25 protein-coding genes are annotated in these 24,585 nt (G+C 56.1%); 11 read left to right on the forward strand and 14 right to left on the reverse strand.

Annotated features, from left to right (window positions below; all coding sequences use genetic code 11):
• Nucleotides 1–2: 2 nt before the first annotated feature.
• The 5 genes from ribD (at nt 3) to pgpA (ending at nt 3,609) form a co-directional block, all read left to right on the forward strand.
• Complete coding sequence (ribD, locus tag MKZ79_RS15200; protein ID WP_336143329.1) at nt 3–1,103, forward strand: bifunctional diaminohydroxyphosphoribosylaminopyrimidine deaminase/5-amino-6-(5-phosphoribosylamino)uracil reductase RibD; 1,101 nt, start codon at nt 3–5, stop codon at nt 1,101–1,103.
• An 89-nt stretch (nt 1,104–1,192) separates the two neighbouring features.
• A complete protein-coding gene (gene ribH, locus MKZ79_RS15205) occupies nt 1,193–1,663 on the forward strand; it encodes a 6,7-dimethyl-8-ribityllumazine synthase (RefSeq protein WP_336143330.1) in 471 nt (156 codons plus the stop codon).
• Between the two features lie 16 nt (nt 1,664–1,679).
• Complete coding sequence (gene nusB, locus MKZ79_RS15210; protein WP_336143331.1) at nt 1,680–2,099, forward strand: transcription antitermination factor NusB; 420 nt, start codon at nt 1,680–1,682, stop codon at nt 2,097–2,099.
• 54 nt (nt 2,100–2,153) lie between these two features.
• Nucleotides 2,154–3,125 (forward strand): thiamine-phosphate kinase, encoded by a 972-nt coding sequence (gene thiL, locus MKZ79_RS15215; RefSeq protein WP_336143333.1) that lies wholly within the window; start codon nt 2,154–2,156, stop codon nt 3,123–3,125.
• 25 nt (nt 3,126–3,150) lie between these two features.
• Complete coding sequence (pgpA, locus tag MKZ79_RS15220; RefSeq protein WP_336143386.1) at nt 3,151–3,609, forward strand: phosphatidylglycerophosphatase A; 459 nt, start codon at nt 3,151–3,153, stop codon at nt 3,607–3,609.
• Between the two features lie 58 nt (nt 3,610–3,667).
• Here pgpA and MKZ79_RS15225 read toward each other — a convergent pair whose 3' ends face one another.
• From MKZ79_RS15225 to xseB, 4 genes are all read right to left on the reverse strand, one after another.
• A complete protein-coding gene (locus tag MKZ79_RS15225) occupies nt 3,668–4,642 on the reverse strand; it encodes an aldo/keto reductase (protein ID WP_336143334.1) in 975 nt (324 codons plus the stop codon).
• Nucleotides 4,643–4,726: 84 nt separating this feature from the next.
• Nucleotides 4,727–6,592 carry a 1-deoxy-D-xylulose-5-phosphate synthase gene (dxs, locus tag MKZ79_RS15230; protein WP_336143336.1) on the reverse strand — a complete coding sequence of 622 codons (1,866 nt, stop codon included), beginning with the start codon at nt 6,590–6,592 and terminating at the stop codon, nt 4,727–4,729.
• Between the two features lie 19 nt (nt 6,593–6,611).
• Nucleotides 6,612–7,511: a (2E,6E)-farnesyl diphosphate synthase gene (gene ispA, locus MKZ79_RS15235; RefSeq protein WP_336143338.1), complete on the reverse strand. Its 900-nt coding sequence runs from the start codon at nt 7,509–7,511 to the stop codon at nt 6,612–6,614.
• Nucleotides 7,511–7,753, reverse strand: a complete 243-nt coding sequence (xseB, locus tag MKZ79_RS15240; protein ID WP_336143340.1) for an exodeoxyribonuclease VII small subunit — start codon at nt 7,751–7,753, stop codon at nt 7,511–7,513. Before xseB ends, ispA begins: the two co-directional genes overlap by 1 nt.
• Nucleotides 7,754–7,985: 232 nt before the next feature.
• Between xseB and thiI the strand changes: the two genes are divergently transcribed.
• A complete protein-coding gene (gene thiI / locus MKZ79_RS15245) occupies nt 7,986–9,434 on the forward strand; it encodes a tRNA uracil 4-sulfurtransferase ThiI (RefSeq protein WP_336143342.1) in 1,449 nt (482 codons plus the stop codon).
• Nucleotides 9,435–9,676: 242 nt separating this feature from the next.
• Here thiI and yajL read toward each other — a convergent pair whose 3' ends face one another.
• Together yajL and panE are read right to left on the reverse strand one after the other, a co-directional pair.
• Nucleotides 9,677–10,276 carry a protein deglycase YajL gene (yajL, locus tag MKZ79_RS15250; protein WP_336143344.1) on the reverse strand — a complete coding sequence of 200 codons (600 nt, stop codon included), beginning with the start codon at nt 10,274–10,276 and terminating at the stop codon, nt 9,677–9,679.
• Nucleotides 10,236–11,150, reverse strand: coding sequence for a 2-dehydropantoate 2-reductase (gene panE / locus MKZ79_RS15255; protein ID WP_336143346.1), 915 nt, complete (start codon nt 11,148–11,150; stop codon nt 10,236–10,238). Before panE ends, yajL begins: the two co-directional genes overlap by 41 nt.
• A 151-nt stretch (nt 11,151–11,301) precedes the next feature.
• On the opposite strand from panE, the gene MKZ79_RS15260 reads away from it, so the two are divergent.
• Nucleotides 11,302–11,793, forward strand: coding sequence for a YajQ family cyclic di-GMP-binding protein (locus MKZ79_RS15260; protein ID WP_336143348.1), 492 nt, complete (start codon nt 11,302–11,304; stop codon nt 11,791–11,793).
• A gap of 53 nt (nt 11,794–11,846) precedes the next feature.
• On the opposite strand, the gene MKZ79_RS15265 is transcribed toward MKZ79_RS15260, so the two are convergent.
• The 8 genes from MKZ79_RS15265 to MKZ79_RS15300 all read right to left on the reverse strand — a co-directional run bounded on the left by MKZ79_RS15265 (nt 11,847) and on the right by MKZ79_RS15300 (nt 20,980).
• Complete coding sequence (locus tag MKZ79_RS15265; RefSeq protein ID WP_336143350.1) at nt 11,847–13,211, reverse strand: MFS transporter; 1,365 nt, start codon at nt 13,209–13,211, stop codon at nt 11,847–11,849.
• A 125-nt stretch (nt 13,212–13,336) separates the two neighbouring features.
• Nucleotides 13,337–14,224, reverse strand: coding sequence for a heme o synthase (gene cyoE / locus MKZ79_RS15270; RefSeq protein WP_125288628.1), 888 nt, complete (start codon nt 14,222–14,224; stop codon nt 13,337–13,339).
• Nucleotides 14,225–14,237: 13 nt separating this feature from the next.
• Nucleotides 14,238–14,567, reverse strand: coding sequence for a cytochrome o ubiquinol oxidase subunit IV (locus MKZ79_RS15275; protein WP_312046973.1), 330 nt, complete (start codon nt 14,565–14,567; stop codon nt 14,238–14,240).
• Nucleotides 14,567–15,181 (reverse strand): cytochrome o ubiquinol oxidase subunit III, encoded by a 615-nt coding sequence (locus tag MKZ79_RS15280; RefSeq protein WP_336143354.1) that lies wholly within the window; start codon nt 15,179–15,181, stop codon nt 14,567–14,569. Before MKZ79_RS15280 ends, MKZ79_RS15275 begins: the two co-directional genes overlap by 1 nt.
• Complete coding sequence (gene cyoB, locus MKZ79_RS15285; protein ID WP_336143355.1) at nt 15,171–17,162, reverse strand: cytochrome o ubiquinol oxidase subunit I; 1,992 nt, start codon at nt 17,160–17,162, stop codon at nt 15,171–15,173. Before cyoB ends, MKZ79_RS15280 begins: the two co-directional genes overlap by 11 nt.
• Nucleotides 17,163–17,166: 4 nt before the next feature.
• On the reverse strand, nt 17,167–18,093 hold the full coding sequence (cyoA, locus tag MKZ79_RS15290; RefSeq protein ID WP_336143357.1) for a cytochrome o ubiquinol oxidase subunit II: 927 nt from the start codon (nt 18,091–18,093) through the stop codon (nt 17,167–17,169).
• A 787-nt stretch (nt 18,094–18,880) separates the two neighbouring features.
• A complete protein-coding gene (gene ampG / locus MKZ79_RS15295) occupies nt 18,881–20,356 on the reverse strand; it encodes a muropeptide MFS transporter AmpG (RefSeq protein ID WP_336143359.1) in 1,476 nt (491 codons plus the stop codon).
• A gap of 45 nt (nt 20,357–20,401) precedes the next feature.
• Nucleotides 20,402–20,980: a lipoprotein gene (locus MKZ79_RS15300; RefSeq protein WP_336143360.1), complete on the reverse strand. Its 579-nt coding sequence runs from the start codon at nt 20,978–20,980 to the stop codon at nt 20,402–20,404.
• 285 nt (nt 20,981–21,265) lie between these two features.
• On the opposite strand from MKZ79_RS15300, the gene bolA reads away from it, so the two are divergent.
• From bolA to MKZ79_RS15320, 4 genes are all read left to right on the forward strand, one after another.
• Nucleotides 21,266–21,580 carry a transcriptional regulator BolA gene (gene bolA / locus MKZ79_RS15305; protein WP_336143361.1) on the forward strand — a complete coding sequence of 105 codons (315 nt, stop codon included), beginning with the start codon at nt 21,266–21,268 and terminating at the stop codon, nt 21,578–21,580.
• 322 nt (nt 21,581–21,902) lie between these two features.
• Nucleotides 21,903–23,207: a trigger factor gene (gene tig / locus MKZ79_RS15310; protein ID WP_336143363.1), complete on the forward strand. Its 1,305-nt coding sequence runs from the start codon at nt 21,903–21,905 to the stop codon at nt 23,205–23,207.
• A gap of 328 nt (nt 23,208–23,535) precedes the next feature.
• Nucleotides 23,536–24,159: an ATP-dependent Clp endopeptidase proteolytic subunit ClpP gene (gene clpP / locus MKZ79_RS15315; protein ID WP_336143364.1), complete on the forward strand. Its 624-nt coding sequence runs from the start codon at nt 23,536–23,538 to the stop codon at nt 24,157–24,159.
• Between the two features lie 79 nt (nt 24,160–24,238).
• A partial coding sequence (locus MKZ79_RS15320) for a ClpX C4-type zinc finger protein (protein ID WP_336143365.1) occupies nt 24,239–24,585 on the forward strand: 347 nt, incomplete at its 3' end.

Here is a 24,585-nt window from a genome sequence, read left to right on the forward strand (position 1 = left end):
GTATGGATGAACGCTATATGGCGCGCGCGCTGGAGCTGGCCAGACGCGGACGCTTCACCACAACGCCAAACCCTAACGTTGGCTGCGTCATCGTTCGCGACGGTGAAATCGTCGGCGAAGGTTACCATTTTCGCGCGGGCGAACCCCATGCCGAAGTTCACGCGCTGCGCATGGCGGGCGAGAAGGCTCGCGGCGCAACGGCTTACGTCACGCTGGAACCCTGTAGTCATCATGGCCGTACGCCGCCGTGCTGCGACGCGCTAATCGCCGCAGGCGTGGCGCGAGTCGTCGTTGCGATGCAGGACCCCAATCCACAGGTAGCGGGACGCGGGCTTTATCGCCTGCAGCAGGCCGGGATCGAAGTCAGCCACGGCGTGATGATGCAGGAAGCGGAGGCGCTGAATCGCGGCTTCCTGAAGCGAATGCGCACCGGTTTTCCCTGGGTGCAGCTTAAGCTGGGCGCGTCGCTGGATGGCCGTACGGCGATGGCCAGCGGCGAAAGCCAGTGGATCACCTCGCCGGAAGCGCGTCGCGACGTGCAGCGCCTGCGAGCGCAAAGCTCCGCCATCCTGACCACCAGCGCGACGGTGCTGGCTGACGATCCTTCTCTGACGGTACGCTGGGACGAGCTGAATCAGGATGTGCAGGCGGCGTATGCTCGCCAGCATCTGCGTCAGCCGGTGAGAGTCGTTATCGACAGCCAAAACCGCGTTACGCCGCAGCATCGCCTGATCGCCCAGCCTGGCGAAACCTGGCTGGCGCGTCAGCAGCCGGACGAACAGAAGTGGCCGGACAACGTGGAGCAGTTCAGCGTGCCTTCTGTACAGGGACGCACCGATCTGGTGGCGCTGCTGATGCTGTTGGGACGCCGCCAGATCAACACTGTCTGGGTGGAAGCGGGCGCGGAACTGGCTGGCGCGCTGCTGGCCGCAGGCGTGGTGGACGAGCTGATCGTCTACCTTGCGCCGAAATTATTGGGCGATGGCGCGCGCGGTTTGTGCCATCTGCCCGCTTTAGCACAACTTGCTGAAGCACCGACGTTTATATTCAGCGATAGTCGTCAGGTCGGGCCGGATTTGCGCCTGACGCTAACGCCGCGATAGCGCTCTGCAGAAAAGCGGAAGCAGAGCGTTAAAGAGTGTGATAGAATCCGCCCCCCTGCGGGGCCATAACAAACCCTGAAAGGAAGATTATGAACGTTATCGAAGCTGCTGTTGCTACTCCTGACGCGCGCGTGGCCATTGTTATTGCGCGTTTCAACAACTTTATCAACGACAGCCTGCTGAGCGGCGCCCTGGATGCGTTGAAGCGTATCGGCCAGGTAAAAGATGAAAACATCACTGTTATCTGGGTACCGGGCGCTTACGAGATGCCAATGACGGCGCGCGCGCTGGCGAAAGCCGGCAAACACGACGCGGTCGTGGCGTTAGGCACCGTGATCCGCGGCGGCACCGCCCACTTCGAATATGTTGCTGGCGAAGCCAGCTCTGGCCTGGCCAGCGTCGCTATGAACAGCGATATTCCGGTTGCTTTTGGTGTCCTGACCACGGAAAACATCGAGCAGGCCATCGAACGCGCCGGTACTAAAGCGGGCAACAAAGGGGCGGAAGCCGCTCTGACCGCACTGGAAATGATTAACGTACTGAAAGCCATCAAAGCCTGATTTTAAGGGGAATTTTGTGAAACCTGCTGCTCGTCGCCGCGCCCGTGAATGCGCTGTCCAGGCGCTTTACTCCTGGCAGTTGTCCAATAACGACATCTCTGATGTCGAATACCAGTTTCTGGCGGAGCAAGACGTCAAAGACGTTGATATCAGCTATTTCCGCGAGCTGCTGGGCGGCGTTGCGACCAACAGCGCATACCTTGACGGCCTGATGAAGCCTTACCTTTCCCGTCAGCTGGAAGAGCTGGGTCAGGTAGAGAAGGCGATTCTGCGCATTTCGCTGTATGAGCTGAGCAAGCGCTCCGATGTTCCCTATAAAGTTGCTATCAACGAGGGGATTGAACTGGCGAAAGTGTTCGGCGCTGAAGACAGTCATAAATTCGTCAATGGCGTGCTGGATAAAGCCGCACCGCAAATCCGCCCCAACAGGAAGTAATCCTCTCAGGCCGGTCTTATCCGGCCTTCTTTCTTTTTTCTGCTGGAAAGCATTATGGCATGTGGCGAATTTGAACTTATTGCGCGCTATTTCAATCGCGTAACCAGCTCTCGTCGCGATGTGGAAAAAGGCATCGGCGACGACTGCGCGCTTCTTAACCTGCCCGAAAAACAGACGCTGGCGATCAGCACCGATACGCTGGTCGAGGGCGTCCATTTCCTGCGGGATATTCATCCGGCCGATCTCGGCTATAAAGCGCTGGCGGTGAACCTCAGCGATCTGGCCGCGATGGGCGCCGATCCCGCGTGGTTGACGCTGGCGTTAACGCTGCCTGAAGTCAACGAAGCCTGGCTGAAAGAGTTTAGCGACAGCCTGTTCGAACTGCTGGACTACTACAATATGCAGCTGATCGGCGGCGACACCACGCGCGGGCCGCTGAGTCTGACGCTGGGCATTCATGGCCTGGTGCCGGCGGGCAGGGCGCTGAAGCGCTCCGGCGCACGTCCCGGCGACTGGATCTATGTGACCGGCACGCTGGGCGACAGCGCGGCAGGGCTGGCGCTGCTGCAGCACCGCATTAAAATCAGCGATCCCGCCGCGCATGAGGCGCTAATCAAGCGCCATCTGCGGCCAATGCCGCGTATTCTGCAGGGTCAGGCGCTACGCGATCTGGCCAGCGCCGCTATCGATATTTCCGACGGCTTAATCTCCGATCTGGGCCATATTCTGCAGGCCAGCGGCTGCGGCGCACGCCTGAATCTGGACGCGCTGCCGCTCTCCGGCGTGATGCAGAGCCACTTTACGCCGGAGCAGGCGATAAACTGGGCGCTGAGCGGCGGCGAAGACTATGAACTCTGCTTTACCGTGCCGGAAATCAATCGCGGCGCGCTTGACGTGGCGCTGGGCCATTACGGCGTGCCTTTTACCTGTGTTGGCCAGCTGGCGCCGCAGTCCGAAGGGCTGGTGCTGCTGGAGAACAATCGGCCGGTGCAACGCAACCTGAAAGGATTCGATCATTTTGGATAAGCGCGAAGCGAAAAAACGGCTGCGGATGAGCAATCCGTGGCATCTGCTGGCGACCGGATTCGGCAGCGGCCTTAGCCCTGTAGTGCCGGGAACGATGGGATCGCTGGCGGCTATTCCTTTCTGGTACCTGATGTCCTTTCTGCCGCAGGATATCTATTCCCTGCTGGTGATGTTTGGCATCTGCATTGGCGTCTATCTTTGCCATCGCACCGCGAAGGATATGGGCCTACACGATCATGGCAGCATCGTCTGGGACGAGTTTATCGGCATGTGGATTACGCTGATGGCTATTCCGGTCAACAGCTGGCAATGGGTGCTGGCGGGCTTTGTGATCTTCCGCGTGCTGGATATGTGGAAACCCTGGCCAATTCGCTGGTTCGATCGCAACGTGCACGGCGGTATGGGCATCATGGTGGATGATATCGTCGCCGGGATTATTTCGGCGGGCATTCTCTATTATGCCGGGCACCATCTGGCGCTGTAGCGCGCCGCGATACCAAGAGGCCAGCGCAAATACGCTGGCCTCTTTACTTTATAACCCTTTATTCAAAACCCACCACAGAGTGCGGCTGATAGGCGCTTTCCAGTTCGTTTACCTCTTCCGGCGTCAGTTCAATATCCACGGCTTTAACCAGATCGGCCAGCTGTTCCGAACGTGACGCACCGATAATCGGCGCGGTCACCACAGGTTTTGCCAGCAGCCACGCCAGCGCTATCTGCGCCCGGCTGGCGCCGCGTTTTTCGGCGATGGTCGCCAGGCGCTGCGCGATAGCGGCGTCGTTTTCTTCGCTTTTGGCATAGAGCGTGGCGCCATACTCATCGGAAGCGGTACGCGCCGTTGTTTCGCCCCAGGGACGCGTCAGGCGACCGCGCGCCAGCGGGCTCCACGGCAGAACGGCAATGTTTTCCGCCTGGCATAATGGGTACATTTCTCGCTCTTCCTCACGCTGAATCAGATTGTACTGATCCTGCATACTGACAAACCTCGTCCAGCCGTAGCGATCTGCCGTATAGAGCGCTTTGGCAAACTGCCAGGCGTACATCGACGACGCGCCGATATAGCGGGCTTTCCCGGCCTTCACCACGTCATGCAGCGCTTCCAGCGTCTCTTCCAGCGGCGTATTGTAATCCCAGCGGTGAATCTGCAATAAATCCACATAGTCGGTGCCCAGACGAGTCAGGCTGTCATCTATCGACTGCATAATGTTGGCGCGAGAGAGGCCGCCCGTAAGATTACTCATCGGAAAATAGACTTTGGTCGCCAGCACGATTTCATCGCGGCGGGCATAGTCTTTCAGCGCTCGGCCCACAATTTCTTCACTACTGCCGTCGGAGTAACTGTTGGCGGTATCGAAAAAGTTAATTCCGGCCTCCAGCGCCTGCTTGATTAGCGGGCGGCTGCTCTCTTCCGGCAGTGTCCAGGCGTGGCGACCCCGATCTGGTTCACCATAGGTCATACAGCCCAGGCATAAACGGGATACGGTGAGATCGGTGCTACCTAACTTGATGGATTTCATGCGTGCTCCTGCTGATGTTGAAAAGGCGCAAAGGCCTAAGCATAGCAGGTGGCGTGCTCCCCGGATGGGGAGCATCGTGCGGGATTATAGCGCCAGCCAGGCCTGGATCTGTTGTTCGATGCCTTCGGCATCCAGCAGATAGTCGTGGCGGATCTCTTCCTGAGTGCCCTGTGGAATAAACTCATCCGGCAGGCCGATATTCAGTACCGGTACCAATACGCGTTTCGCCATCAGCAGCTCAATCACGCCGCTGCCTGCGCCGCCTTTGATTGCGCCTTCTTCCAGCGTGATCAGCGCTTCGTGACTGGCGGCCAGCTCAATAATCAGCGCCTCGTCCAGCGGCTTCACAAAACGCATATCCACCAGCGTGGCGTTGAGTGATTCCGCGACGGCGGCCGCTTCCGGCAGCAGCGTGCCGAAGTTGAGGATGGCCAGCTTTTCGCCTTCGCGCTTCACCACGCCTTTACCTAACGGCAGCGACGCCAGCGGCGCGAGTTCGGCGCCGGTGCCCGTTCCGCGAGGATAGCGTACCGCGCTTGGCCCGGCATTGTAGTGATAGCCGGTGTAGAGCATCTGGCGACACTCGTTCTCATCGCTTGGCGTCATGATCACCATATTGGGGATACAGCGCAGGAAGGAGATATCGAAAGCGCCCTGATGCGTCTGGCCGTCCGCGCCGACGATGCCGCCGCGATCGATGGCGAACAGCACCGGCAGCTTCTGGATCGCCACGTCATGGATCAGCTGATCGTAAGCGCGCTGCAGGAAAGTTGAGTAAATCGCTACAACCGGTTTATAGCCGCCAATCGCCAGTCCGGCAGCGAAAGTCACGGCGTGCTGCTCGGCTATCGCCACGTCGAAATATTGCTGCGGATAGTCACGCGAGAAGCTGACCATGCCGGAACCTTCACGCATGGCTGGCGTTACCGCCATCAGCCGCTGATCGTCCGCTGCGGTTTCGCACAGCCACTGCCCAAAGATTTTAGAGTAGCTCGGCAGACCTTCAGCCGCTTTCGGCAACAGTCCACTGGCCGGATCGAACTTAGGCACCGCGTGCCAGCTGATGGGATCTTTCTCCGCCGGCGCGTAGCCTTTGCCTTTTTTCGTCATGATGTGCAGGAACTGCGGGCCTTTCAGATCGCGCATATTGCGCAGCGTCTGTACCAGCGTCAGCACGTCGTGACCATCGACCGGCCCGATATAGTTAAAACCCAGCTCCTCAAACAGCGTGCCCGGCACTACCATGCCTTTCAGATGCTCTTCGGTGCGTTTCACCAGCTCTTTGATCGGCGGCAGGCCCGTCAGTACTTTTTTGCCGCCTTCGCGCAGGCGTGAATAGGTTTTGCCGGAGAGGATCTGCGCCAGGCGGTTGTTCAGCGCGCCGACGTTTTCTGAAATCGACATCTCGTTGTCGTTCAGCACCACCAGCAGATCGGATTTGATGTCGCCCGCGTGGTTCATCGCCTCAAAGGCCATGCCCGCCGTGATGGCGCCATCACCGATAACGCAGGCGGTGCGGCGGCCCTTGCCCTCTTTTTCGGCGGCGACGGCGATACCCAGCCCGGCGCTGATCGAGGTGCTGGAGTGGCCGACGTTCAGGACGTCATATTCGCTCTCGTCGCGCCACGGAAAAGGATGCAGGCCGTTTTTCTGACGGATGGTGCCGATGCGATCGCGACGACCGGTCAGAATTTTATGCGGATAGGCCTGGTGACCCACATCCCAGATCAGGCGATCGAAAGGGGTGTTGTAGACGTAGTGCAGGGCAACGGTCAGCTCCACCACGCCCAGACCCGAGGCAAAGTGACCGCTGGAGCGGCTGACGCTGTCGAGTAAATACTGTCGTAGCTCATCACAGAGTTTTGGCAGGCTCTCTTTCGGAAGCGAACGTAATTCTTGTACCGAAGCGGCCTGCGCCAGCGTCGGATATTTTACAGTATCAAAACTCATCAGAGACTCATTGTGGAAGTTATTTATTGCGTTCAATTATGTAGCTTGCAAGCGCTTGTAATGATGTTGTGTCGAAGCCTTGCGCGGCAAGCGTTTCCAGTGCGCTGAGCGACTCCTGACAGAGTTCCCACGCTTTTGCCCGCGCGCTCTCGAGTCCCATCAAGGCCGGGTAGGTACTTTTTCCAAGCTGCTGATCGGCTCCCTGCCGTTTGCCGATGATGGCGGTATCGCCCACCACATCCAGAATATCGTCCTGCACCTGGAACGCCAGGCCGATAGCTTCGGCGTAGCGATCCAGCGCAGGCAGTGCTTCGCGGCCACGCTGGCCCGCGGCTAAAGCGCCCAGCCGCACCGCTGAGCGGATCAGCGCGCCGGTCTTGTAGCGGTGGATCTGCTCAAGCTCGTTCAGGCCGACCTGCTGGCCTTCCGCCGCCAGATCCAACGCCTGGCCGCCGCACATGCCCGCCACGCCGCTGGCCTGAGCCAGCTCGGAAATCATCGCGATACGATGCTCTGCCGTTACGCCTGGCATGCTGGTATCGGCAAGTATAGTGAAGGCGAGCGTTTGTAGGGCGTCGCCAGCTAAAATAGCCGTATCTTCGCTAAATTTAATATGGCAGGTTGGCTGGCCGCGCCGCAGGCTGTCGTCATCCATCGCCGGCAGATCGTCGTGGATCAGCGAGTAAGCATGGATACACTCGACCGCGGCGGCCGGCGCGTCCAGCGCGGCGTCATCGGCATGGAGCATCTGGCCGGTGGCGTAAACCAGGAAAGGACGCAGGCGTTTGCCGCCCAGCAGCGCGCCATATTCCATCGCCTTGACCAGCGGCGACTGCTGAAAAGGCAGAGCGCTAATAAAGTGTTGTAATGCCTGGTTGACGCGTGCGTGCTGCGCGGTGAGAAGAGCGCTAAAATCCATCAGTCGTTTTCCGGCGTAAAGGGCTGCAGATCGCCATTTTTATCGTCGTTAAGCAGGATCTGCACGCGCTGTTCCGCCTGCTGCAGCTTCTGCTGGCCCGCGCGCGCCAGCTGCACGCCGCGTTCAAATTCGTTGAGCGCCTCTTCCAGCGGCAGGTCGCCGCTCTCAAGACGGGAAACAATCTGCTCCAGCTGGGCGAGCGAGGTTTCAAAACTGGCGGGCTGTTCGGCTTTTTTCGGCATAATAACGTTAGCTCAGTGATGTTTTTATTTTGTCAGGCCACTCATGGTAGCCGACTCAAATTGATAAGCAAAATAATGATTCCGACCGCTGTTGAAGAAGCAGTCGCCGGGCGGATGTGATACAATCCTCTCCCCCTGGATGTGAAGGGCGTAAGCTACTTTGCAATTCTCTGATTTTACCAGCTAAGTGCGCTCCATTTCAGCACTTATTGCCCGTTGAGCCCGTGCCGCCATGAAGTTTATCATTAAATTATTCCCTGAAATCACCATCAAAAGCCAGTCCGTTCGCCTGCGTTTTATCAAAATGTTAACAACGAACATCCGTAACGTGCTGAAAGAGTGCGACGAGACGCTGGCCGTGGTGCGCCACTGGGACCATATCGAAGTCCGTTCCAAAAACGAAAGCCAGCGCGGCTATATTATTGATGAGCTGTCGCGCATTCCCGGCATTCATCACGTACTGGAAGTGGAAGAGCGTCCCTATACCGATCTGCATAATATCTTTGAGCAGACGCTGGCGATGAACCGCGAGCGTATCGAAGGCAAAACCTTCTCCGTACGCGTGAAGCGCCGCGGCAAGCATGAGTTCAGCTCTCAGGATGTCGAACGCTACGTTGGCGGCGGACTAAACCAGCACGTCGAAAGCGCTCAGGTAAAGCTGAACCATCCGCAGGTCACGGTGAATCTGGAGATCGAAGACGATCGCCTGCTGCTGATCACCGGTCGCTATGAAGGCATCGGCGGTTTCCCTATCGGCAGCCAGGAAGATGTGCTGTCGCTGATTTCCGGCGGCTTTGACTCCGGCGTCTCCAGCTATATGCTGATGCGCCGCGGCTGTCGCGTGCATTACTGCTTCTTCAACCTGGGCGGCGCGGCGCATGAGATCGGTGTACGTCAGGTTGCGCACTATCTGTGGAATCGCTTCGGCCGCTCGCACAAGGTGCGTTTTGTCGCTATCAACTTTGAGCCGGTAGTCGGCGAAATCCTGGAGAAAGTGGACGACGGCCAGATGGGCGTGGTGCTGAAGCGCATGATGGTGCGTGCGGCCTCAACTATCGCCGAACGCTACGGCGTACAGGCGCTGGTGACCGGCGAAGCGCTCGGCCAGGTATCCAGCCAGACGCTGACCAACTTGCGCCTGATCGACAACGCTTCCGATACGCTGATTTTGCGTCCGCTGATTTCCCATGATAAAGAGCACATCATCAAGCTGGCGCGCCATATCGGCACGGAAGATTTTGCCCGCACCATGCCGGAATACTGCGGCGTGATTTCAAAAAGCCCGACGGTAAAAGCGGTGAAGTCCAGAATCGAAGCGGAAGAGCAGAATTTCGATTTCGCTATTCTGGATAAGGTTATCGAGGAAGCCACCAACGTGGATATCCGCCAGATTGCGGAAGAGACGGAGCAGGAAGTGGTGGAAGTGGAAACCGTGGTTTCCTTCGGCGACAACGATGTGGTGCTGGATATTCGTTCCCCGGACGAACAGGACGACAAACCGCTGGAGCTGGACGGTGTTGAAGTGAAAGGAATGCCGTTCTATAAGCTCAGCACGCAGTTTGGCGATCTCGACCAGAGCAAAACCTGGCTGCTCTACTGCGATCGCGGCGTGATGAGCCGTCTGCAGGCGCTCTATCTGCATGAGCAGGGCTTTAAAAACGTGAAGGTTTATCGTCCGTAGCGGCAAACAAGGGCGCTGACTGTAGCGCCTGGGATGATATAACAGGTCGCTTTCGGATTAATGAACCAGCAGCAGAGGCAGATCGGAACACGGTCACGCCGTGAATCCGTCCCTGCAGGCTCGTTTCGCGCGTCCATGCGCGAAAACGGGCCGCTAATCCGCTCAGCCTCTGCCGCTGCGAACAATGCCAGAATGGACGAATGCCAGATCTATTGGTCACATAAAGGCGAAGTAATCACGCGCTACTCCACCCATTCGCGATAGTCGAAAATCCCGGCGGCCGGCACCAGCTGCTGCGCGACCTCATGCGCTTTCTCTTTGCCAACCAGCAGATCGATCAGCTTCAGCGCGAAATCTATCGAAGTGCCTGGTGCCTGGCTGGTCAGTAAATTGACGCGGCGATCCCAGACCACGCGTTTATCCATCCACTGATTTTCCGGAATGGTTTCCTTCAGGCCGGGAAAGCCGGTCATATTGCCGACCGGAAAAAGGTTATGCGGTACCAGCACCGTTCCGGCCGCGGCGCATATCGCCGCGACGATACGGCCGGACTGATGAAACTGCCGCACCGTTTCCACCAGCAGCGGGCTGTCGCGAAACGCCTCCGCGCCTTTCAAACCGCCGGGCAATACGATAGCGTCGAAGTCATTGTCGGCAACCTCAACCAGCGTGGCGTCGGTCAACAGCCGCACGCCGCGCGAACAGACAATCTCTTTGCCGCAGTCGTCCGTAACGCTGGCGGTGGTTACCGCAATCCCGGCGCGCACCAGCAAATCGATAGTGGTGACGGCTTCAGTTTCCTCACTGCCAGGTGCCAGGCAAACCAGTACGCTCGCGCTCATAATCTTGTTCCTTACGCTTAATCATTTCATAAAGTCGGCTGTTTTCCGGCGTGGACAACCCTTGCGCCCGCGCGCGGCGGATAACGTAGCCGTTGATATAGTCTATTTCCGTACGCCGCTGGGCGCGCACATCCTGCAGCATGGAGGACGTATTCGCGGCCGTGGCGCTGATAATCGCCCGCACATAGTCCAGCAGCGTTTCCCGCGAGGTGTGCTGACCCTCGCGCTCCATAACCATCGCCACTTCATTGCAGAGCGCGGCAACCTCCTGCGGATGCTGCAGCAGCTCACCGTTAGCACAGTCATACTGCACCGTTAACGGGTTAATCACACAGTTGACGGCCAGCTTTTGCCAGGCGGCGGAGGCGACGTTATTGTGCCAGGCGACGTCCGGCAGCGCCTGCTGCAAGGTCTCCGCCAGTTCGCTGAGCAGCGCGCTGTCCGGCGAGGTCGGGCCGATATGGGTAACGCCGGCAGCGACGTGGACGATAACGGTGCCGTCGCGCTTTGCCGCGTGAGTGGTAATGCCGCGCAGTAAGGGTTGAGGAAGCGATTTGAGCTCGTCCAGCGTGCCCATGCCGTTGTGCAGCAGCAGCACAGGGCAGGACTCGCGCAAGATAAATTGCAGATTTTTAACCGCTTCCGATACCTGCCAGGCCTTTAGCGTGACCAGCAGCAGATCGCTTTGCGCCAGAAAAGTGGGGTCGTTGGCGATAAAGGTTTTATTCGTCGTCGTGCCGTCAAGGTTAATGACGTTCACCGAGCAGTAAGGCTGCGGCACGCGTAGCCAGCCCTGAACCTCGTTACCCTGGGCCGCCAGCGCAGCAAGCCAGATCTGCCCTAAAGCGCCGCATCCCAATACGGTAATCTTCATCTATCCTCCCCGCACGCGGGCTGTGTGGTTTCTGCCGGGCTTCGGGCCGCGTCGGCAGAGCTATTCTTATTATAGCTTTCCGTGTCGATGGTTTTTTTACTGGTGCTAAGTGGGTATTATGCCTGTCACAACAGATTCAGGAGAATAAATCATGCCATCTTTCGATATCGTTTCAGAGATCGATTTACAGGAAGTCCGCAACGCCGTAGAGAATGCCAACCGCGAACTCTCCACCCGTTTCGATTTTCGCAACGTGACGGCCAGCTACGAGCTGAATGAGAAAAACGAAAGCATTAAGGTATTAAGCGAATCCGATTTTCAGGTAAAGCAGCTGGTGGATATCCTGCGTGAAAAGCTGCTTAAGCGCGGCATCGAGAACGGCGCGCTGGAAGTGCCGGAAGAGATTGAGCACAGCGGCAAAACCTGGGCGGTGGAAGCCAAACTGAAAAAGGGTATTCCGGCCGACGTGGCGAAGAAAATCACCAAGCTGATTAAAGAGAGCAAGCTGAAAGTGCAGTCGCAGATTCAGGGCGAGGAGATCCGCGTGACCGGTAAATCCCGCGACGATCTGCAGGGCGCGATGGCGCTGGTGCGCGGCGGCAATCTGGGCCAGCCTTTCCAGTTCAAAAACTTCCGCGATTAAACGAAAGGGCAGGGCGGTTAAAAATGGGGCGAAACGCCCCATTTTTTCATGGTTCAGCAGCTGCCGACCAGCGCTTCCAGTTCCGGGCGGCTGGTGACTTTGCTGTCGATCTTCACATAGGCGCTGCGCTCTTCCGGTACGATAAAGACCGCGGCCACGCCCGGTTGCGCCTTCAGACGTTTTTCCAGCGCGGCGATATCGGTGACATCATCGCGCAGCACGATGCGCAGGCTGCTGACATAAGGCGGTTCCTGCATCGTGCAGCTCACCAGCAGCCAGATCACGGCGATAAAGGCGCCGACCACAAAGACCATGGAGGCGTCGAAATGCCCATACAGCCAGCCGCCGAGGCTGCCGCCGATCGCCACACCGATAAACTGGCTGGTGGAGTAGACGCCCATCGCGGTGCCTTTATAGCCAGGCGGCGACTCTTTGCTGACCAGCGAAGGCAAAATCGCCTCCATCAGGTTAAAGCCGATAAAGAACAGCTGCACGCCGACAACCAGCGTCCAGAAGTGAGGGCCGGCGCCCCAGAGCACGATCTCCGCAATCAGGATTATCGCCACGCAGGCGACAAATACCCGCTTCATCTGGCGCTTCACTTCCGCGTAGATAATAAAGGGGATCACGCCGCCGAAAGCGATCAGCATGGTGACAAGATAAATCTTCCAGTGCTGCTCCGCCGGGAAGCCCGCCTGCTCAAACTCGCCGGGCAGCGCCACAAAGCTCGACATCAGCAGAATATGCAGGCACATAATGCCGAAATTCAGCTTCACCAGACGGCTGTTGCCCAGCACGGCGCGGAAGCTGCCTTTAACGATGCCGGATTCGCGGTTAAGCAGATGGCTGGAAGCGGAGGGCACCATCAGCAGCGTAATCACGATGCCGCTGGTCGCCAGCAGCGCGATCATCCAGAACAGCGCGTGCAGGCCCAGCGCGTGAGTCACGATGGGGCCGAGCACCATAGCGATAGCGAAAGTGATGCCGAAGCTGATACCGATAAAAGCCATCGCTTTGGTGCGATTCTGTTCGCGCGTTAAATCGGAAAGCAGCGCCATCACCGCCGCCGCAATGGCGCCGGAACCCTGCAGTGCGCGGCCCAGAATCACGCCCCAAATCGACGTGGTGCTGGCCGCAATCACGCTGCCGAGCACAAAAATCAGCAATCCGCCTACGATCAGCGGCTTGCGGCCAATTTTGTCGGAAAGTAGTCCAAAAGGAATTTGAAATACGGCCTGCGCTAAACCGTAAATACCAATGGCAAGCCCAATCAGCGCCTCGCTTGCTCCCTGTAACGCCATGCCATAAGTGGTCAGGACAGGCAGAACCATAAACATGCCCAGCATACGCAGGGAGAATACCGTTCCCAAACCCCAGGTCGCACGCAGTTCGACCGGCGTCATTTTATTATCGTTCATTACTACCTCAGTTCATCTGGTGAACATATTTTAAGGCGTTGGGAAAGGTGGGTAAAATTTTTATTAATTAAAGTAGTAACAAAAAGAAAGGGCGCGATAGTCGCGCCCTTTAGAGGAGGTGGAAGTTACCAGACGTAGGTCAGTAAATCCTTTGAGGCCGGCGTCATAAAATCGACCGACATCATCACGCTTAGCGCGGTAATAGCGACGATGGAGAAAACGAACAGCTTGCGCGCCCAGACGCGATCGTTCTGCGTCTTGTAGCCCGACAGCGCCATTCCCAGCCACCATACGCTTACGGCGGCGGCGACCACCAGATACTTATAGCCCGCGTAACCTACCAGCGTCAGCATCAGGGTAGCGACCATAAACGCCAGGATATAGAGCGTGATATGGTTTTTCGCCACCGAAATGCCTTTTACCACCGGCAGAACCGGGATATTCGCTGCCTGATAATCTTTAAAGCGGAAGATGGCAATCGCGTAGGAGTGCGGCATCTGCCACAGGCTAAAGATAGCCAGCAGGATCAGCGCGCCAGCGTCGAACTGGTTGCTGACGGCACAGTAGCCGATAACCGGCGGCGCAGCGCCGGAAAGACTACCAATCAGCGTGCCGTACACGGATTTACGCTTCATATAGAGGCTGTAAATACCGACGTAAACCACAAAGCCCATCACCGCCAGCCACATGGCCAGCGGGTTTGCTCCGAGATACAGCAACGCGAATCCAGCAATACCCAGAACGGTTGCATAAACCAGAGAGACTGTCGGAGAAATGAGGCCTTTTACCAGCACACGGTTTCTGGTTCTCTCCATTTTTACGTCGATGTCACGGTCAATAAAGTTGTTATAAACACAACCCGATGCGACCACCAGCGAGACGCCGACTAAGGTGGTGAGAAACAGGGAATAGTCGATGCTGCCTTTAGAAGCCAGCAGGAATCCCCCGATGACAGAAATTAAATTCCCGAAAATAATTCCTGGTTTCGTTACTTGCAGGTATTGCTTAATCATCACAGGCGACTCTTTAACGGACCATCATGTTGTAATTGAGGTTCCACATAATCCATATAGAGCCCACTACGACAATCAGAATGATGACGGCGGAAAAGACTATCGCCACCAGATTCCAACGCTGATCGGTAGACGTGCTGAGGTGCAGGAAGTAATAGAGATGCACCAGCACCTGTACCACGGCTGCAATCACCACCACGGCCAGCATCGTCGATTTAGACGCGCCGCCTTCCATGACGATCCAGAATGGAATCGCAGTCAGAATGATCGACAGGATAAAGCCGATCATATAAGTCTTCACGTTACCGTGAGAGGTACCATGATCGCTTAATGTCTTGCTCATTACATGGCCCCCAGCAGATAAACAATGGTGAATACGCAGATCCAGACAACGTCCAGGAAGTGCCAGAACATGCTCAGGCACATCACGCGGGTATGGTTGGTGGAGGTCAGGCCTTTAGTAGCAACCTGATACATCAGCACCAGCATCCAGATCAGACCTGAGGTCACGTGCAGACCGTGCGTACCAACCAGCGTAAAGAACGCTGACAGGAAGCCGCTGCGCTGCGGGCCAAAGCCTTCGGTAATCAGGTGATGGAATTCATAGATTTCCATCCCGATAAAGCCCAGACCAAACAGGAAGGTCAGGCCCAGCCAGCCGAGAACGGCGGATTTGGACCCTTTTTCCATGGTGATCACGGCAAAGCCGTAGGTAATGGAGCTAAACAGCAGCAGAGCGGTTTCAACCAGAACAAAAGGCAGTTCAAAAATATCCTTGCCTGACGGGCCGCCAGCGGTGCTGTTGACCATTACTGCATAGGTCGCAAACAGCGTTGCGAAGATAATGCAGTCGCTCATCAGGTAGATCCAGAAGCCAAACAGCTTGTTGGCTCCCGCATCGTGATGCCCATGCTCCGCATGGGCGTCGTGGTGCTTAGTCAGAGTTTCAGTTGACATTTTTCAGACCTGCTTTGCTAATTTCGTCAAAGTGCTGATTCTCGATTTTTTCGATCTCGGCAACGGGCACGTAGTAATCCACGTCATCGTCAAAACTCTTGATAATCCAGGTAAGGATCATGCCGACAAATGACAGACCAACCAGCCACCAGATGTGCCAGATAGCGGCGAAACCAAAGATCATGCTGAACAGACCGATGATCAGACCCGCGCCGCTGTTTTTCGGCATATGGATCTCTTCATACTTAGCAGGACGTTTGTAAGCTTCGCCTTTCTCTTTCATTTCCCAGAACGCATCGCGCTCGTGGATAACTGGCACTTCAGCAAAGTTGTAGAACGGTGGTGGTGAAGAGGTTGCCCACTCCAGCGTACGGCCGCCCCACGGGTCACCAGTCAGATCGCGCAGCTGCTCGCGGTCACGCACGGATACCCAGAACTGAGTGATCTGGCACAGTACGCCACAGGCGATCAGCGCCGCACCTACTGCCGCTACAACCAGCAGAGGATGGAACTGCGGATCGATGTTCTGGCTCAGACGACGGGTCATACCCATGAAGCCCAGCGCGTACAGCGGCATAAAGGCAACGAAGAAGCCGATAATCCAGAACCAGAAGGCGCGGATGCCCCATTTTTCGTTCAGCGTGAAGCCAAACGCTTTCGGGAACCAGTAAGTCACGCCAGCAAAGCAACCGAATACCACACCGCCGATAATTACGTTATGGAAGTGGGCAATCAGGAACAGACTGTTGTGCAGCACGAAGTCAGCACCTGGCACCGCCAGCAGAACGCCGGTCATACCACCTACAGAGAAGGTGACCAGGAAGCCTACGGTCCACAGCATGGCAGAGTGCATCTGAATGCGGCCCTGGTACATGGTGAACAGCCAGTTGAAGATCTTAACACCGGTCGGAATGGCGATAATCATCGTCATGATGCCGAAGAAGGCGTTAACGTTCGCGCCTGCACCCATCGTAAAGAAGTGGTGCAGCCACACGATGAAGGAGAGAACGGTAATAACCACCGTCGCCCACACCAGTGAGGTATAGCCAAACAGACGTTTTTTCGAGAAGGTCGCAACGACTTCAGAGAAGACGCCGAAGACCGGCAGAACCAGGATGTATACTTCCGGATGGCCCCAGACCCAAATCAGGTTGACATACATCATCATGTTGCCGCCCATATCATTGGTGAAGAAATGGAAGCCCAGATAACGGTCAAGGGTCAGCAGCGCCAGCGTCACGGTCAGAACCGGGAAGGAGACGATGATCAGCACGTTAGTACACAGCGATGCCCAGGTGAAAACAGGCATTTTGAACATGGTCATGCCCGGCGCACGCATTCTCAGGATAGTAACGAAGAAGTTAATCCCTGTTAATGTCGTACCGATACCGGAGAGCTGCAGACTCCATATCCAGTAGTCGACCCCGACCCCCGGACTGTACTCCGCGCCGGAAAGCGGCGGATAAGCCAGCCAGCCGGTCTGAGCGAATTCGCCCACGCCCAGCGACAGGTTAACCAGCACCACGCCCACAGCCGTGAACCAGAAGCTCAGGTTGTTCAGGAACGGGAAGGCCACGTCGCGCGCGCCGATCTGCAGAGGAACAGCGATGTTCATCAGACCGATAACGAACGGCATCGCTACGAAGAAGATCATGATCACGCCGTGAGCGGTGAAGATCTGGTCGTAGTGATGAGGCGGCAGGAAGCCGGCGCCGCCATCGGAAGCCAGCACCTGTTGGCTACGCATCATCACCGCATCGGCAAAGCCGCGCAGCAGCATGACGAAAGCCACGATGATATACATGATACCGAGTTTTTTGTGGTCGACGGACGTCAGCCATTCGCTCCACAGGTATTGCCACTTACCGAAGTAAGTAATTGCTCCAGCAACGGCCAAACCACCAAGAATGATGGCGGCAACCGTAACCACGATAATCGGTTCGTGGTACGGAACTGCATCAAGGGTTAATTTTCCCAACATCGTATTATTCCTCGGCTCCCGCATGAGAGGCTTCGTTCATGTCCATGCCTTCGTGCATTGGCATGTCCATTTTCCCGTGGTTCATCTTGAATTTGCCAATCACCTGCTTGAACAAATCTGGATTCGCCGTAGAGAAGAACTCCACCGGATGGTTTTCGCTTGGCGCAGCCAGTTTCTCGAAATCATCCATGGTCATCAGCTGGTTAGAAGACTCTTTAGCTTTCGCTACCCACTGATCGAATGCTGCATTATCAGGCGTGGCGATGGCCTTGAACTTCATGCCGGAGAAGCCGCGACCGCTGAAGTTAGAGGAGATACCGTCAAACGTGCCGGCTTCATTCGCGATCAGATTCAGCTGAGTCTGCATACCCGCCATAGCGTAGATCTGGCTACCGAGGGTAGGAATGAAGAAGGAGTTCATCACGGAGTTCGAAGTGATCTTAAAGGTCACTGGCGTGTTAGCCGGGAAAGCGATCTGGTTGACCGTAGCGATACCCTGCTCCGGATAGATAAACAACCATTTCCAGTCCAGCGCCACCACATCAATCTCAATTGGTTTCACGTCGGAAGCCAGAGGTTTGCTTGGTTCCAGCGCGTGGGTTGATTTCCACGTCAGAACGCCAAGGAAGAGAATGATTAGGATTGGCACAGTCCAGACCACGGCTTCCACTTTATTCGAGTGTGACCAGTTCGGGCTGTATTTTGCTTCAGTATTCGATGCCCGATATTTCCAGGCGAATACCACTGCCATCAGGACTGCGGGAATAACGACGATCATCATCAAGCCGAAGGCTGTCAGTATCAGCGAACGTTGCTCCATTGCAACCTGTCCTTTGGGACTCAACAATGCACTATCACAGCCACTTAACAATACAGTGCCTGCGATTAATGACAGAATCCCCAAACTTTTATTGTATTTCCTGAGTCTCATTTAACGACCTCAATGACAAGGGCTCTATTGTCGTTTAAGTGTGGCGGCATTTTACGGGAACGTTTCAGTACTGTAAACCAGCAACAGCTTGTGTCAGCGCGGTGTTGACACCTTTTGCAAACACTGTCACAGATGTTGCGGAGGGTGACAAAATATGAATAACAGCAAGGCTTTGGCCGCAATATAACAAAAACAGATGGAAAAGCCCCTTGAGAAATCATGGACGCTATAAACAGCGAAATTGGCACCCAATTATTTAACATATTTTTATCATTTGATCTATGTCAAATAAACAAAAATAGTTTCGCAGCGGTTTTTGTTACGCGTTAATTTGTAAATGTAAAGGTGAGAATCTTTAAGAAATAACGGACGGGCGGAAATAAACGCAGCGGCGCAATTGTTAAAAATTGACTGAATTTCCCGCGTCGCCGCCGCAAATTTCAGCGGAAAAAAAAGGGGTTTGTTAAGTTGCTGTTAGCTTATTTTCTGCTACCCGTGCCGGGCTATCCCGGTAATAAGCGTTTGTAGCAATGACGCTAATGTAAATAGCTGATTTTAACAACGGTTTTGCCGGTTTAGCGAGGGCTGAGTTTGCCTTAAGCGCTGCGGATGAGGCTATCACTTTCCGCACTGACCGCGCCTTTTTACGTGAGCAATGTCACATTATTCAGCGCCGTTATTAATTTTAATTAATATTCGCCCGCTGGTTTGTGGGGATGACTCGCTCTGCTACGCCAGCTGGAGCCGGCGTAACAGCCTGGTATCAGAGCTTACAGGATTAGTTGGCCTACTCAGGCGCTCTGCGCAGCGCCAGATAGTCCAGCAGCGACCCCAGCATCACGCCCGCAAGGCCCAGCAGCGCCGCGCTGCTAAACAGCACGCTAAGCAGATGATCGACATGCATCAGCTTCGCGGCGTCCAGCGCCAGCAGCAGCAGCCCAACGCCCGCCAGCGCGCAGCCGATCAGCAGCAGACGAATCGCCCAGCGATAAGCCGTGGGCCAGCTATCGCGCGGCGCGAACTCACGCGTTTTCTCCGCCCGATCCAGCGTGCGCTTACAGCCCGCCAGCAGAATCAGGCCGGGCAGCGCCGCCGCTACGGAAAAGGCGTAAAAGGCGGGCCAGTCCCAGTTGGCGACGAACCAGCCTGCGACCGGCCCGACATAAACGCGCCCAACGGCAGAAAGAGCGGAAAGCAGTGCGAACTGCGTGGCGGAAAACGAGCGGTTGCACAGCGTCATCAGCAGCGCCACGAAGGCTGCTGTCCCCATCCCGCCGCAGAGATTTTCCGCGAAGACCGCAGCGGCCATGCTGTAAAGATGCTTGTCGGTTACCGACAGCAGCCAGTAGGCGAGGTTAGAGAGCGCCTGCAGAATGCCGAACAGCATCAGCGCGCGATAAAGGCTCAGCCGCTGCATCAGCACGCCGCCGTATAGGGCGCCGAGAATAGTGGCGAACAGGCCGAGCGTTTTATTGACCAGGCCTACATCGCCGGCATCGAAGCCTACGCCGCGGATCAGAAAGATGGTGGTCAGGCTGGCGGCAAAAGCGTCGCCAAGCTTATAAAGCACGATCAGCGACAGGATCAGCCAGGCGTTATTGCGGGTGAAAAAGTCTCTGAGTGGCGCCAGCACCGCTTCTTCCAGCGAGCGCGGCTGCGCTATCGCGTCGTCCGGCTCTTTCGCCAGCAGCGTGGCGACAACGCCCGGTATCATCATCGCCGCCATCAGCCACCAGATAGCCTGCCAGCCGAGATAGCGGTCGGCCAGCCAGAGCGCCAGCCCGCCAGACACCAGCATCGCCAGCCGGTAGCCGAAGACACTGATCGCCGCGCCGCTGCCGCGCTCTTCCGCGGGCAGGATATCCGTTTTCCAGGCATCAAAAACAATATCCTGCGAGGCGGAGCAGAAGGCCACCAGCACCGCCAGCGCGGCAAGCAGCGTTAGATCGCGGGAAGGCTGCATAAATCCCATCAGCGCGATGGCGACAATCAGCAGCAGCTGGGTCAGCAGCAGCCAGCCGCGGCGACGCCCTAAAAACGGCGGCGTGTAGCGGTCCATCAGCGGCGACCAGAGAAATTTAAAGACGTAAGCCTGTCCAACCAGCGAAAAGAAGCCAATAGTTTTGATATCGACATTTTCTACGGCCATCCAGGCCTGTAACGTGCCGGAAGTCAACGCCAGCGGCAAACCGGAAGAGAAACCGAGCAGAAGCAGAAGAGCAGCATTACGACGGGTGAAAATTTGCAGATAGTGACTGGGCATACGAACCTTAAAACAGTGCCCGCCTGAGCGACGGGCAAGACTATATTAACGGGCGTTCTGCTTGACGAACTCGTGGACGCTGGTGTCCTGGGCCATATCGTCGATAACGTCGCCCAGCGTGGAGTTGACCGCTTTAGTGATCTTATCGTTAGTGGCGGTAAGCGCGCCTTCAACGCTGTAGGTCTGGCGGTAGTTCTTCACCTGCTTGTTGCCGTTTTTCGCGGTGGCGATAATAGAGATATCCGCTTTGGTGGTGATGCTGTAGCGCAGATTGCCCTGCGTCACGTCGGCATAGAGGTTGTTGACCACGATCTGCAGATCTACCGCGCCGTTCGGGCCAATCATATAGCCGCGCGCGCCCATCTGTTTCTCCAGCACTTCCTGCAGCAGGAAACGCAGATCGCGCGAAGGCGTCAGCGTCACCAGCTGGCCGTCGCGGTTCACTTTGGCAAGGGCTTTATCGGTGCGCTGGTCGGCGCCGTTGATGCTGACGGTCACGCCCATCAGGCTCGGATCCTGCTGCGGCAGTTTGATTTCCGGCGAAATATTGAGCGTGGTGCTGCTGGTGGCGCAGCCGGCCAGCATCATGACGGCCAGCAGGGGAAAGAATAATTTTTTTAGCATGCTTATGTTCTCGATTTTATGGGGTGTAGTCCGGACAAAACCGGGGTCATCATAACATTGCCTGTAGCAAGAGGAAGCCCTAACGCGGCGCAAATTCATCATGTTATCTTCTCGTTTCTGTTGTGATAGCCGCTTCCGTTGCGCGGAGGGTTGCGGCAAGGCGCGGGAAAATGCAGAGTAGCGGCCCGAAGCGGCAGATATTTTTCCGCTAACGAATCGGCAGGCGGCGAAATCCGGCTAATATTTAAGAAGATGGGGCGCATCAGGTCGTAGAGGAGTAGGGTTATGATCCGCGAACAAATAGAAGAAAAGTTGAGAACGGCATTTACACCCGTGCACCTGGAGGTTCACGACGAAAGCTATCGTCACAATGTTCCTGCGGGCGCGGAAAGTCACTTCAAGGTGGTCATCGTCAGCGACAGCTTTCTGAATCAGCGATTTCTGCTGCGTCACCGCGCCATTTACGGCACGCTGGCGGACGAGCTGGCAGGAGGCGTGCACGCGCTGGCGCTGCATACCTATACCGAAAAAGAGTGGGCGGGCCTGCAGGACACCGTACCCGCTTCACCGAACTGTCGCGGCGCCGGCACGCTGGCCTGAGGCACTAATCTGAAATCTGAAGCGGCCTGCGGGCCGCTTTGTTGTTTCCGGGCGAAAAAATCGCCTTAACTTCCTCTTTTACCTCTCTCAGAAGCAAAAAGCGTGAACGTTAACAAAATGCTGGCGTGTTGCAGCCTCGACTCGCTTTGCCGTTGCCGCTATAATGCTGCGTCTGTTTTTCCGAATGTCTTCGGGACGCTTCTGACAACAGGGAATGCGGTTCTGACATCAGAGGCCGTCCCGGTTCTTAGTCTTACTTTGCCTCAGCGTGGGCGAAGCGAGTCTGAAGTTGACCGAGCACGTGATTTTTTGAGGTAATAAGATGCAAGTTTCAGTAGAAACAACTCAGGGCCTGGGCCGTCGCGTTACGATTACCGTTGCTAAAGATGTGATCGAAAACGCGGTGAAAAATGAGCTGGTCAGCGTAGCGAAAAAAGTGCGCATCGACGGTTTCCGTAAAGGGAAAGTGCCGATGACCGTGGTTGCACAGCGTTATGGCGCCTCTGTTCGTCAGGACGTGCTGGGCGATCTGATGCAGCGCAACTTTGTTGATGCGATCATCAAAGAGAAAATCAATCCGGCTGGCGCGCCAAACTACGTGCCGGGCGAATACAAAACCGGCGAAGACTTCACCTACTCCGTAGAGTTCGAAGTCTACCCGGAAGTCGAGCTGAAAGGTCTGGACGCGATCGAAGTTGAAAAACCGGTTGTTGCCGTGACCGACGAAGATGTCGACGCGATGCTGGATACCCTGCGCAAGCAGCAGGCGACCTGGAAAGAAACCGATCGCGCGGCGGAAGCTGAAGATCGCGTGACCATCGACTTCTCCGGCTCTGTAGACGGCGAAGAGTTCGAAGGCGGCAAAGCGTCCGACTTCGTGCTGGCGATGGGCCAGGGTCGTATGATCCCAGGCTTTGAAGACGGCGTTAAAGGCCACAAAGCGGGCGAAACCTTCACTATCGACGTGAACTTCCCGGAAGATTACCACGCTGAAAACCTGAAAGGGAAAGCGGCGAAGTTTGAGATCGTGCTGAAGAAAGTTGAAGAGCGCGAACTGCCGGAATTCACCGAAGAGTTCATCAAGCGTTTCGGCGTGGAAGATGGTTCCGTGGCGGGTCTGCGCACCGAAGTTCGTAAGAACATGGAGCGCGAGCTGAAAGGCGCCGTACGCAACCGCATCAAGACTCAGGCGATCGACGGCCTGGTCAGCGCTAACGAAATCGACGTGCCTGCTGCCCTGATCGACAGCGAAATCGACGTGCTGAAGCGTCAGGCTGCACAGCGCTTTGGCGGTAACGAGAAGCAGGCTCTGGAGCTGCCTCGTGAACTGTTCGAAGAGCAGGCTAAGCGCCGCGTTCTGGTTGGTCTGCTGCTGGGCGAAGTTATCCGCAGCCACGAGCTGAAAGCGGACGAAGATCGTGTGAAAGCGCTGATCGAAGAGATGGCTTCCGCATACGAAGATCCATCAGAAGTGATCGAGTTCTACAGCAAGAACAATGAGCTGATGAACAACATGCGTAACGTCGCGCTGGAAGAGCAGGCGGTGGAAGCCGTACTGGCGAAAGCCAAAGTGACTGAAAAAGAAACCAACTTCCAGGAACTGATGAACCAGACCCAAACGGCCTGATCGTCTGATATTTCAGGATAAAGCAAAGCCCGCCGTCGCTATGACCGCGGGCTTTTTCTTTTATCCGTCGGCAGACGTAACATTATGGCCTCTATTCGCTTATTAAAGCGGCAAATTATCGTCTATGCTACTTTTCCTGGTTAGCAGCGGTCTGAAAACGTTGTTATGCTTGAATTAGCGGGGCTGCGTCCCCAGATAGAAATGTTACGGTAAAGCTTCAGGCTGGCCGATAGCTTTCGGCAGAGTCGGAGTTGGGGACATAGTGTTCCGGAACGCTCTCAAGTAGAATTGGTAGTGTTGCCAAGAGAAATTTATCCAGGAGACGGTAATGTCATACAGTGGCGAACGTGAACAAACAGCACCTCATATGGCTCTGGTGCCAATGGTGGTTGAACAAACTTCTCGCGGAGAGCGTTCTTACGACATCTTTTCCCGCCTGCTGAAGGAACGCATCATTTTCCTGACCGGCCAGGTCGAGGATCATATGGCGAACCTGATCGTCGCGCAGATGCTGTTTCTGGAAGCAGAAAACCCGGAAAAAGATATCCACCTTTATATCAACTCTCCTGGCGGCGTGATTACCGCGGGCATGTCTATTTACGACACCATGCAATTTATTAAGCCTGATGTCAGCACGATCTGTATGGGCCAGGCCTGTTCGATGGGCTCATTCCTGCTGACCGCCGGCGCGAAAGGCAAACGCTACTGCCTGCCGCACTCGCGCGTAATGATCCACCAGCCGCTGGGCGGCTTCCAGGGTCAGGCGTCGGATATCGATATCCACGCGCGTGAAATCATCAAAACCAAACGTATGATGAATGAACTGATGGCTAAACATACCGGCCAGAGCGAAGAAACCATCGAGCGCGACACCCAACGTGACCGCTTCCTCTCTGCCAGCGAAGCGGTGGAGTACGGCCTGGTTGATTCCATTTTGAACCAGCGCGGCTAAGCGGCGCTGAGAGATTGCTGCCGTCATAAAGGCAGACTGACGGCCCGGGCCGTCAGCGTTAAACAAGAGGGGCAAGTTAATGACAGATAAGCGCAAAGACGGTTCAGGAAAGCTGCTGTACTGCTCTTTTTGCGGCAAAAGCCAGCATGAAGTCCGCAAGCTGATTGCCGGCCCGTCAGTGTATGTCTGCGACGAATGCGTCGACTTATGTAACGACATCATTCGCGAAGAGATCAAAGAGGTCGCGCCCCATCGCGAGCGCAGTTCGCTGCCGACGCCACACGAAATCCGCGAGCATCTGGATGACTACGTCATTGGCCAGGAGCGGGCGAAGAAGGTGCTGGCGGTAGCGGTTTACAACCACTACAAGCGCCTGCGCAACGGCGACACCAGCAACGGCATCGAGCTGGGCAAAAGCAACATCCT

Source organism: Erwinia sp. CGal63 (assembly GCF_037026505.1).
GTDB lineage: Bacteria > Pseudomonadota > Gammaproteobacteria > Enterobacterales > Enterobacteriaceae > Erwinia.

What these genes read in the sequence shown, in the direction of transcription:
- cyoE (WP_125288628.1), bottom strand. Translation starts at nt 14,224, where the DNA reads ATGATTAAGCAATACCTGCAAGTAACGAAACCAGGAATTATTTTCGGG.
- cyoB (WP_336143355.1), bottom strand. Translation starts at nt 17,162, where the DNA reads ATGTTGGGAAAATTAACCCTTGATGCAGTTCCGTACCACGAACCGATT.
- ampG (WP_336143359.1), bottom strand. Translation starts at nt 20,356, where the DNA reads ATGCCCAGTCACTATCTGCAAATTTTCACCCGTCGTAATGCTGCTCTT.
- thiI (WP_336143342.1), top strand. Translation starts at nt 7,986, where the DNA reads ATGAAGTTTATCATTAAATTATTCCCTGAAATCACCATCAAAAGCCAG.
- dxs (WP_336143336.1), bottom strand. Translation starts at nt 6,592, where the DNA reads ATGAGTTTTGATACTGTAAAATATCCGACGCTGGCGCAGGCCGCTTCG.
- MKZ79_RS15260 (WP_336143348.1), top strand. Translation starts at nt 11,302, where the DNA reads ATGCCATCTTTCGATATCGTTTCAGAGATCGATTTACAGGAAGTCCGC.
- cyoA (WP_336143357.1), bottom strand. Translation starts at nt 18,093, where the DNA reads ATGAGACTCAGGAAATACAATAAAAGTTTGGGGATTCTGTCATTAATC.
- panE (WP_336143346.1), bottom strand. Translation starts at nt 11,150, where the DNA reads ATGAAGATTACCGTATTGGGATGCGGCGCTTTAGGGCAGATCTGGCTT.
- MKZ79_RS15275 (WP_312046973.1), bottom strand. Translation starts at nt 14,567, where the DNA reads ATGAGCAAGACATTAAGCGATCATGGTACCTCTCACGGTAACGTGAAG.
- MKZ79_RS15225 (WP_336143334.1), bottom strand. Translation starts at nt 4,642, where the DNA reads ATGAAATCCATCAAGTTAGGTAGCACCGATCTCACCGTATCCCGTTTA.
- thiL (WP_336143333.1), top strand. Translation starts at nt 2,154, where the DNA reads ATGGCATGTGGCGAATTTGAACTTATTGCGCGCTATTTCAATCGCGTA.
- bolA (WP_336143361.1), top strand. Translation starts at nt 21,266, where the DNA reads ATGATCCGCGAACAAATAGAAGAAAAGTTGAGAACGGCATTTACACCC.
- ribD (WP_336143329.1), top strand. Translation starts at nt 3, where the DNA reads ATGGATGAACGCTATATGGCGCGCGCGCTGGAGCTGGCCAGACGCGGA.
- MKZ79_RS15300 (WP_336143360.1), bottom strand. Translation starts at nt 20,980, where the DNA reads ATGCTAAAAAAATTATTCTTTCCCCTGCTGGCCGTCATGATGCTGGCC.
- ispA (WP_336143338.1), bottom strand. Translation starts at nt 7,511, where the DNA reads ATGGATTTTAGCGCTCTTCTCACCGCGCAGCACGCACGCGTCAACCAG.
- MKZ79_RS15280 (WP_336143354.1), bottom strand. Translation starts at nt 15,181, where the DNA reads ATGTCAACTGAAACTCTGACTAAGCACCACGACGCCCATGCGGAGCAT.
- ribH (WP_336143330.1), top strand. Translation starts at nt 1,193, where the DNA reads ATGAACGTTATCGAAGCTGCTGTTGCTACTCCTGACGCGCGCGTGGCC.
- clpP (WP_336143364.1), top strand. Translation starts at nt 23,536, where the DNA reads ATGTCATACAGTGGCGAACGTGAACAAACAGCACCTCATATGGCTCTG.
- pgpA (WP_336143386.1), top strand. Translation starts at nt 3,151, where the DNA reads ATGAGCAATCCGTGGCATCTGCTGGCGACCGGATTCGGCAGCGGCCTT.
- xseB (WP_336143340.1), bottom strand. Translation starts at nt 7,753, where the DNA reads ATGCCGAAAAAAGCCGAACAGCCCGCCAGTTTTGAAACCTCGCTCGCC.
- MKZ79_RS15265 (WP_336143350.1), bottom strand. Translation starts at nt 13,211, where the DNA reads ATGAACGATAATAAAATGACGCCGGTCGAACTGCGTGCGACCTGGGGT.
- tig (WP_336143363.1), top strand. Translation starts at nt 21,903, where the DNA reads ATGCAAGTTTCAGTAGAAACAACTCAGGGCCTGGGCCGTCGCGTTACG.
- yajL (WP_336143344.1), bottom strand. Translation starts at nt 10,276, where the DNA reads ATGAGCGCGAGCGTACTGGTTTGCCTGGCACCTGGCAGTGAGGAAACT.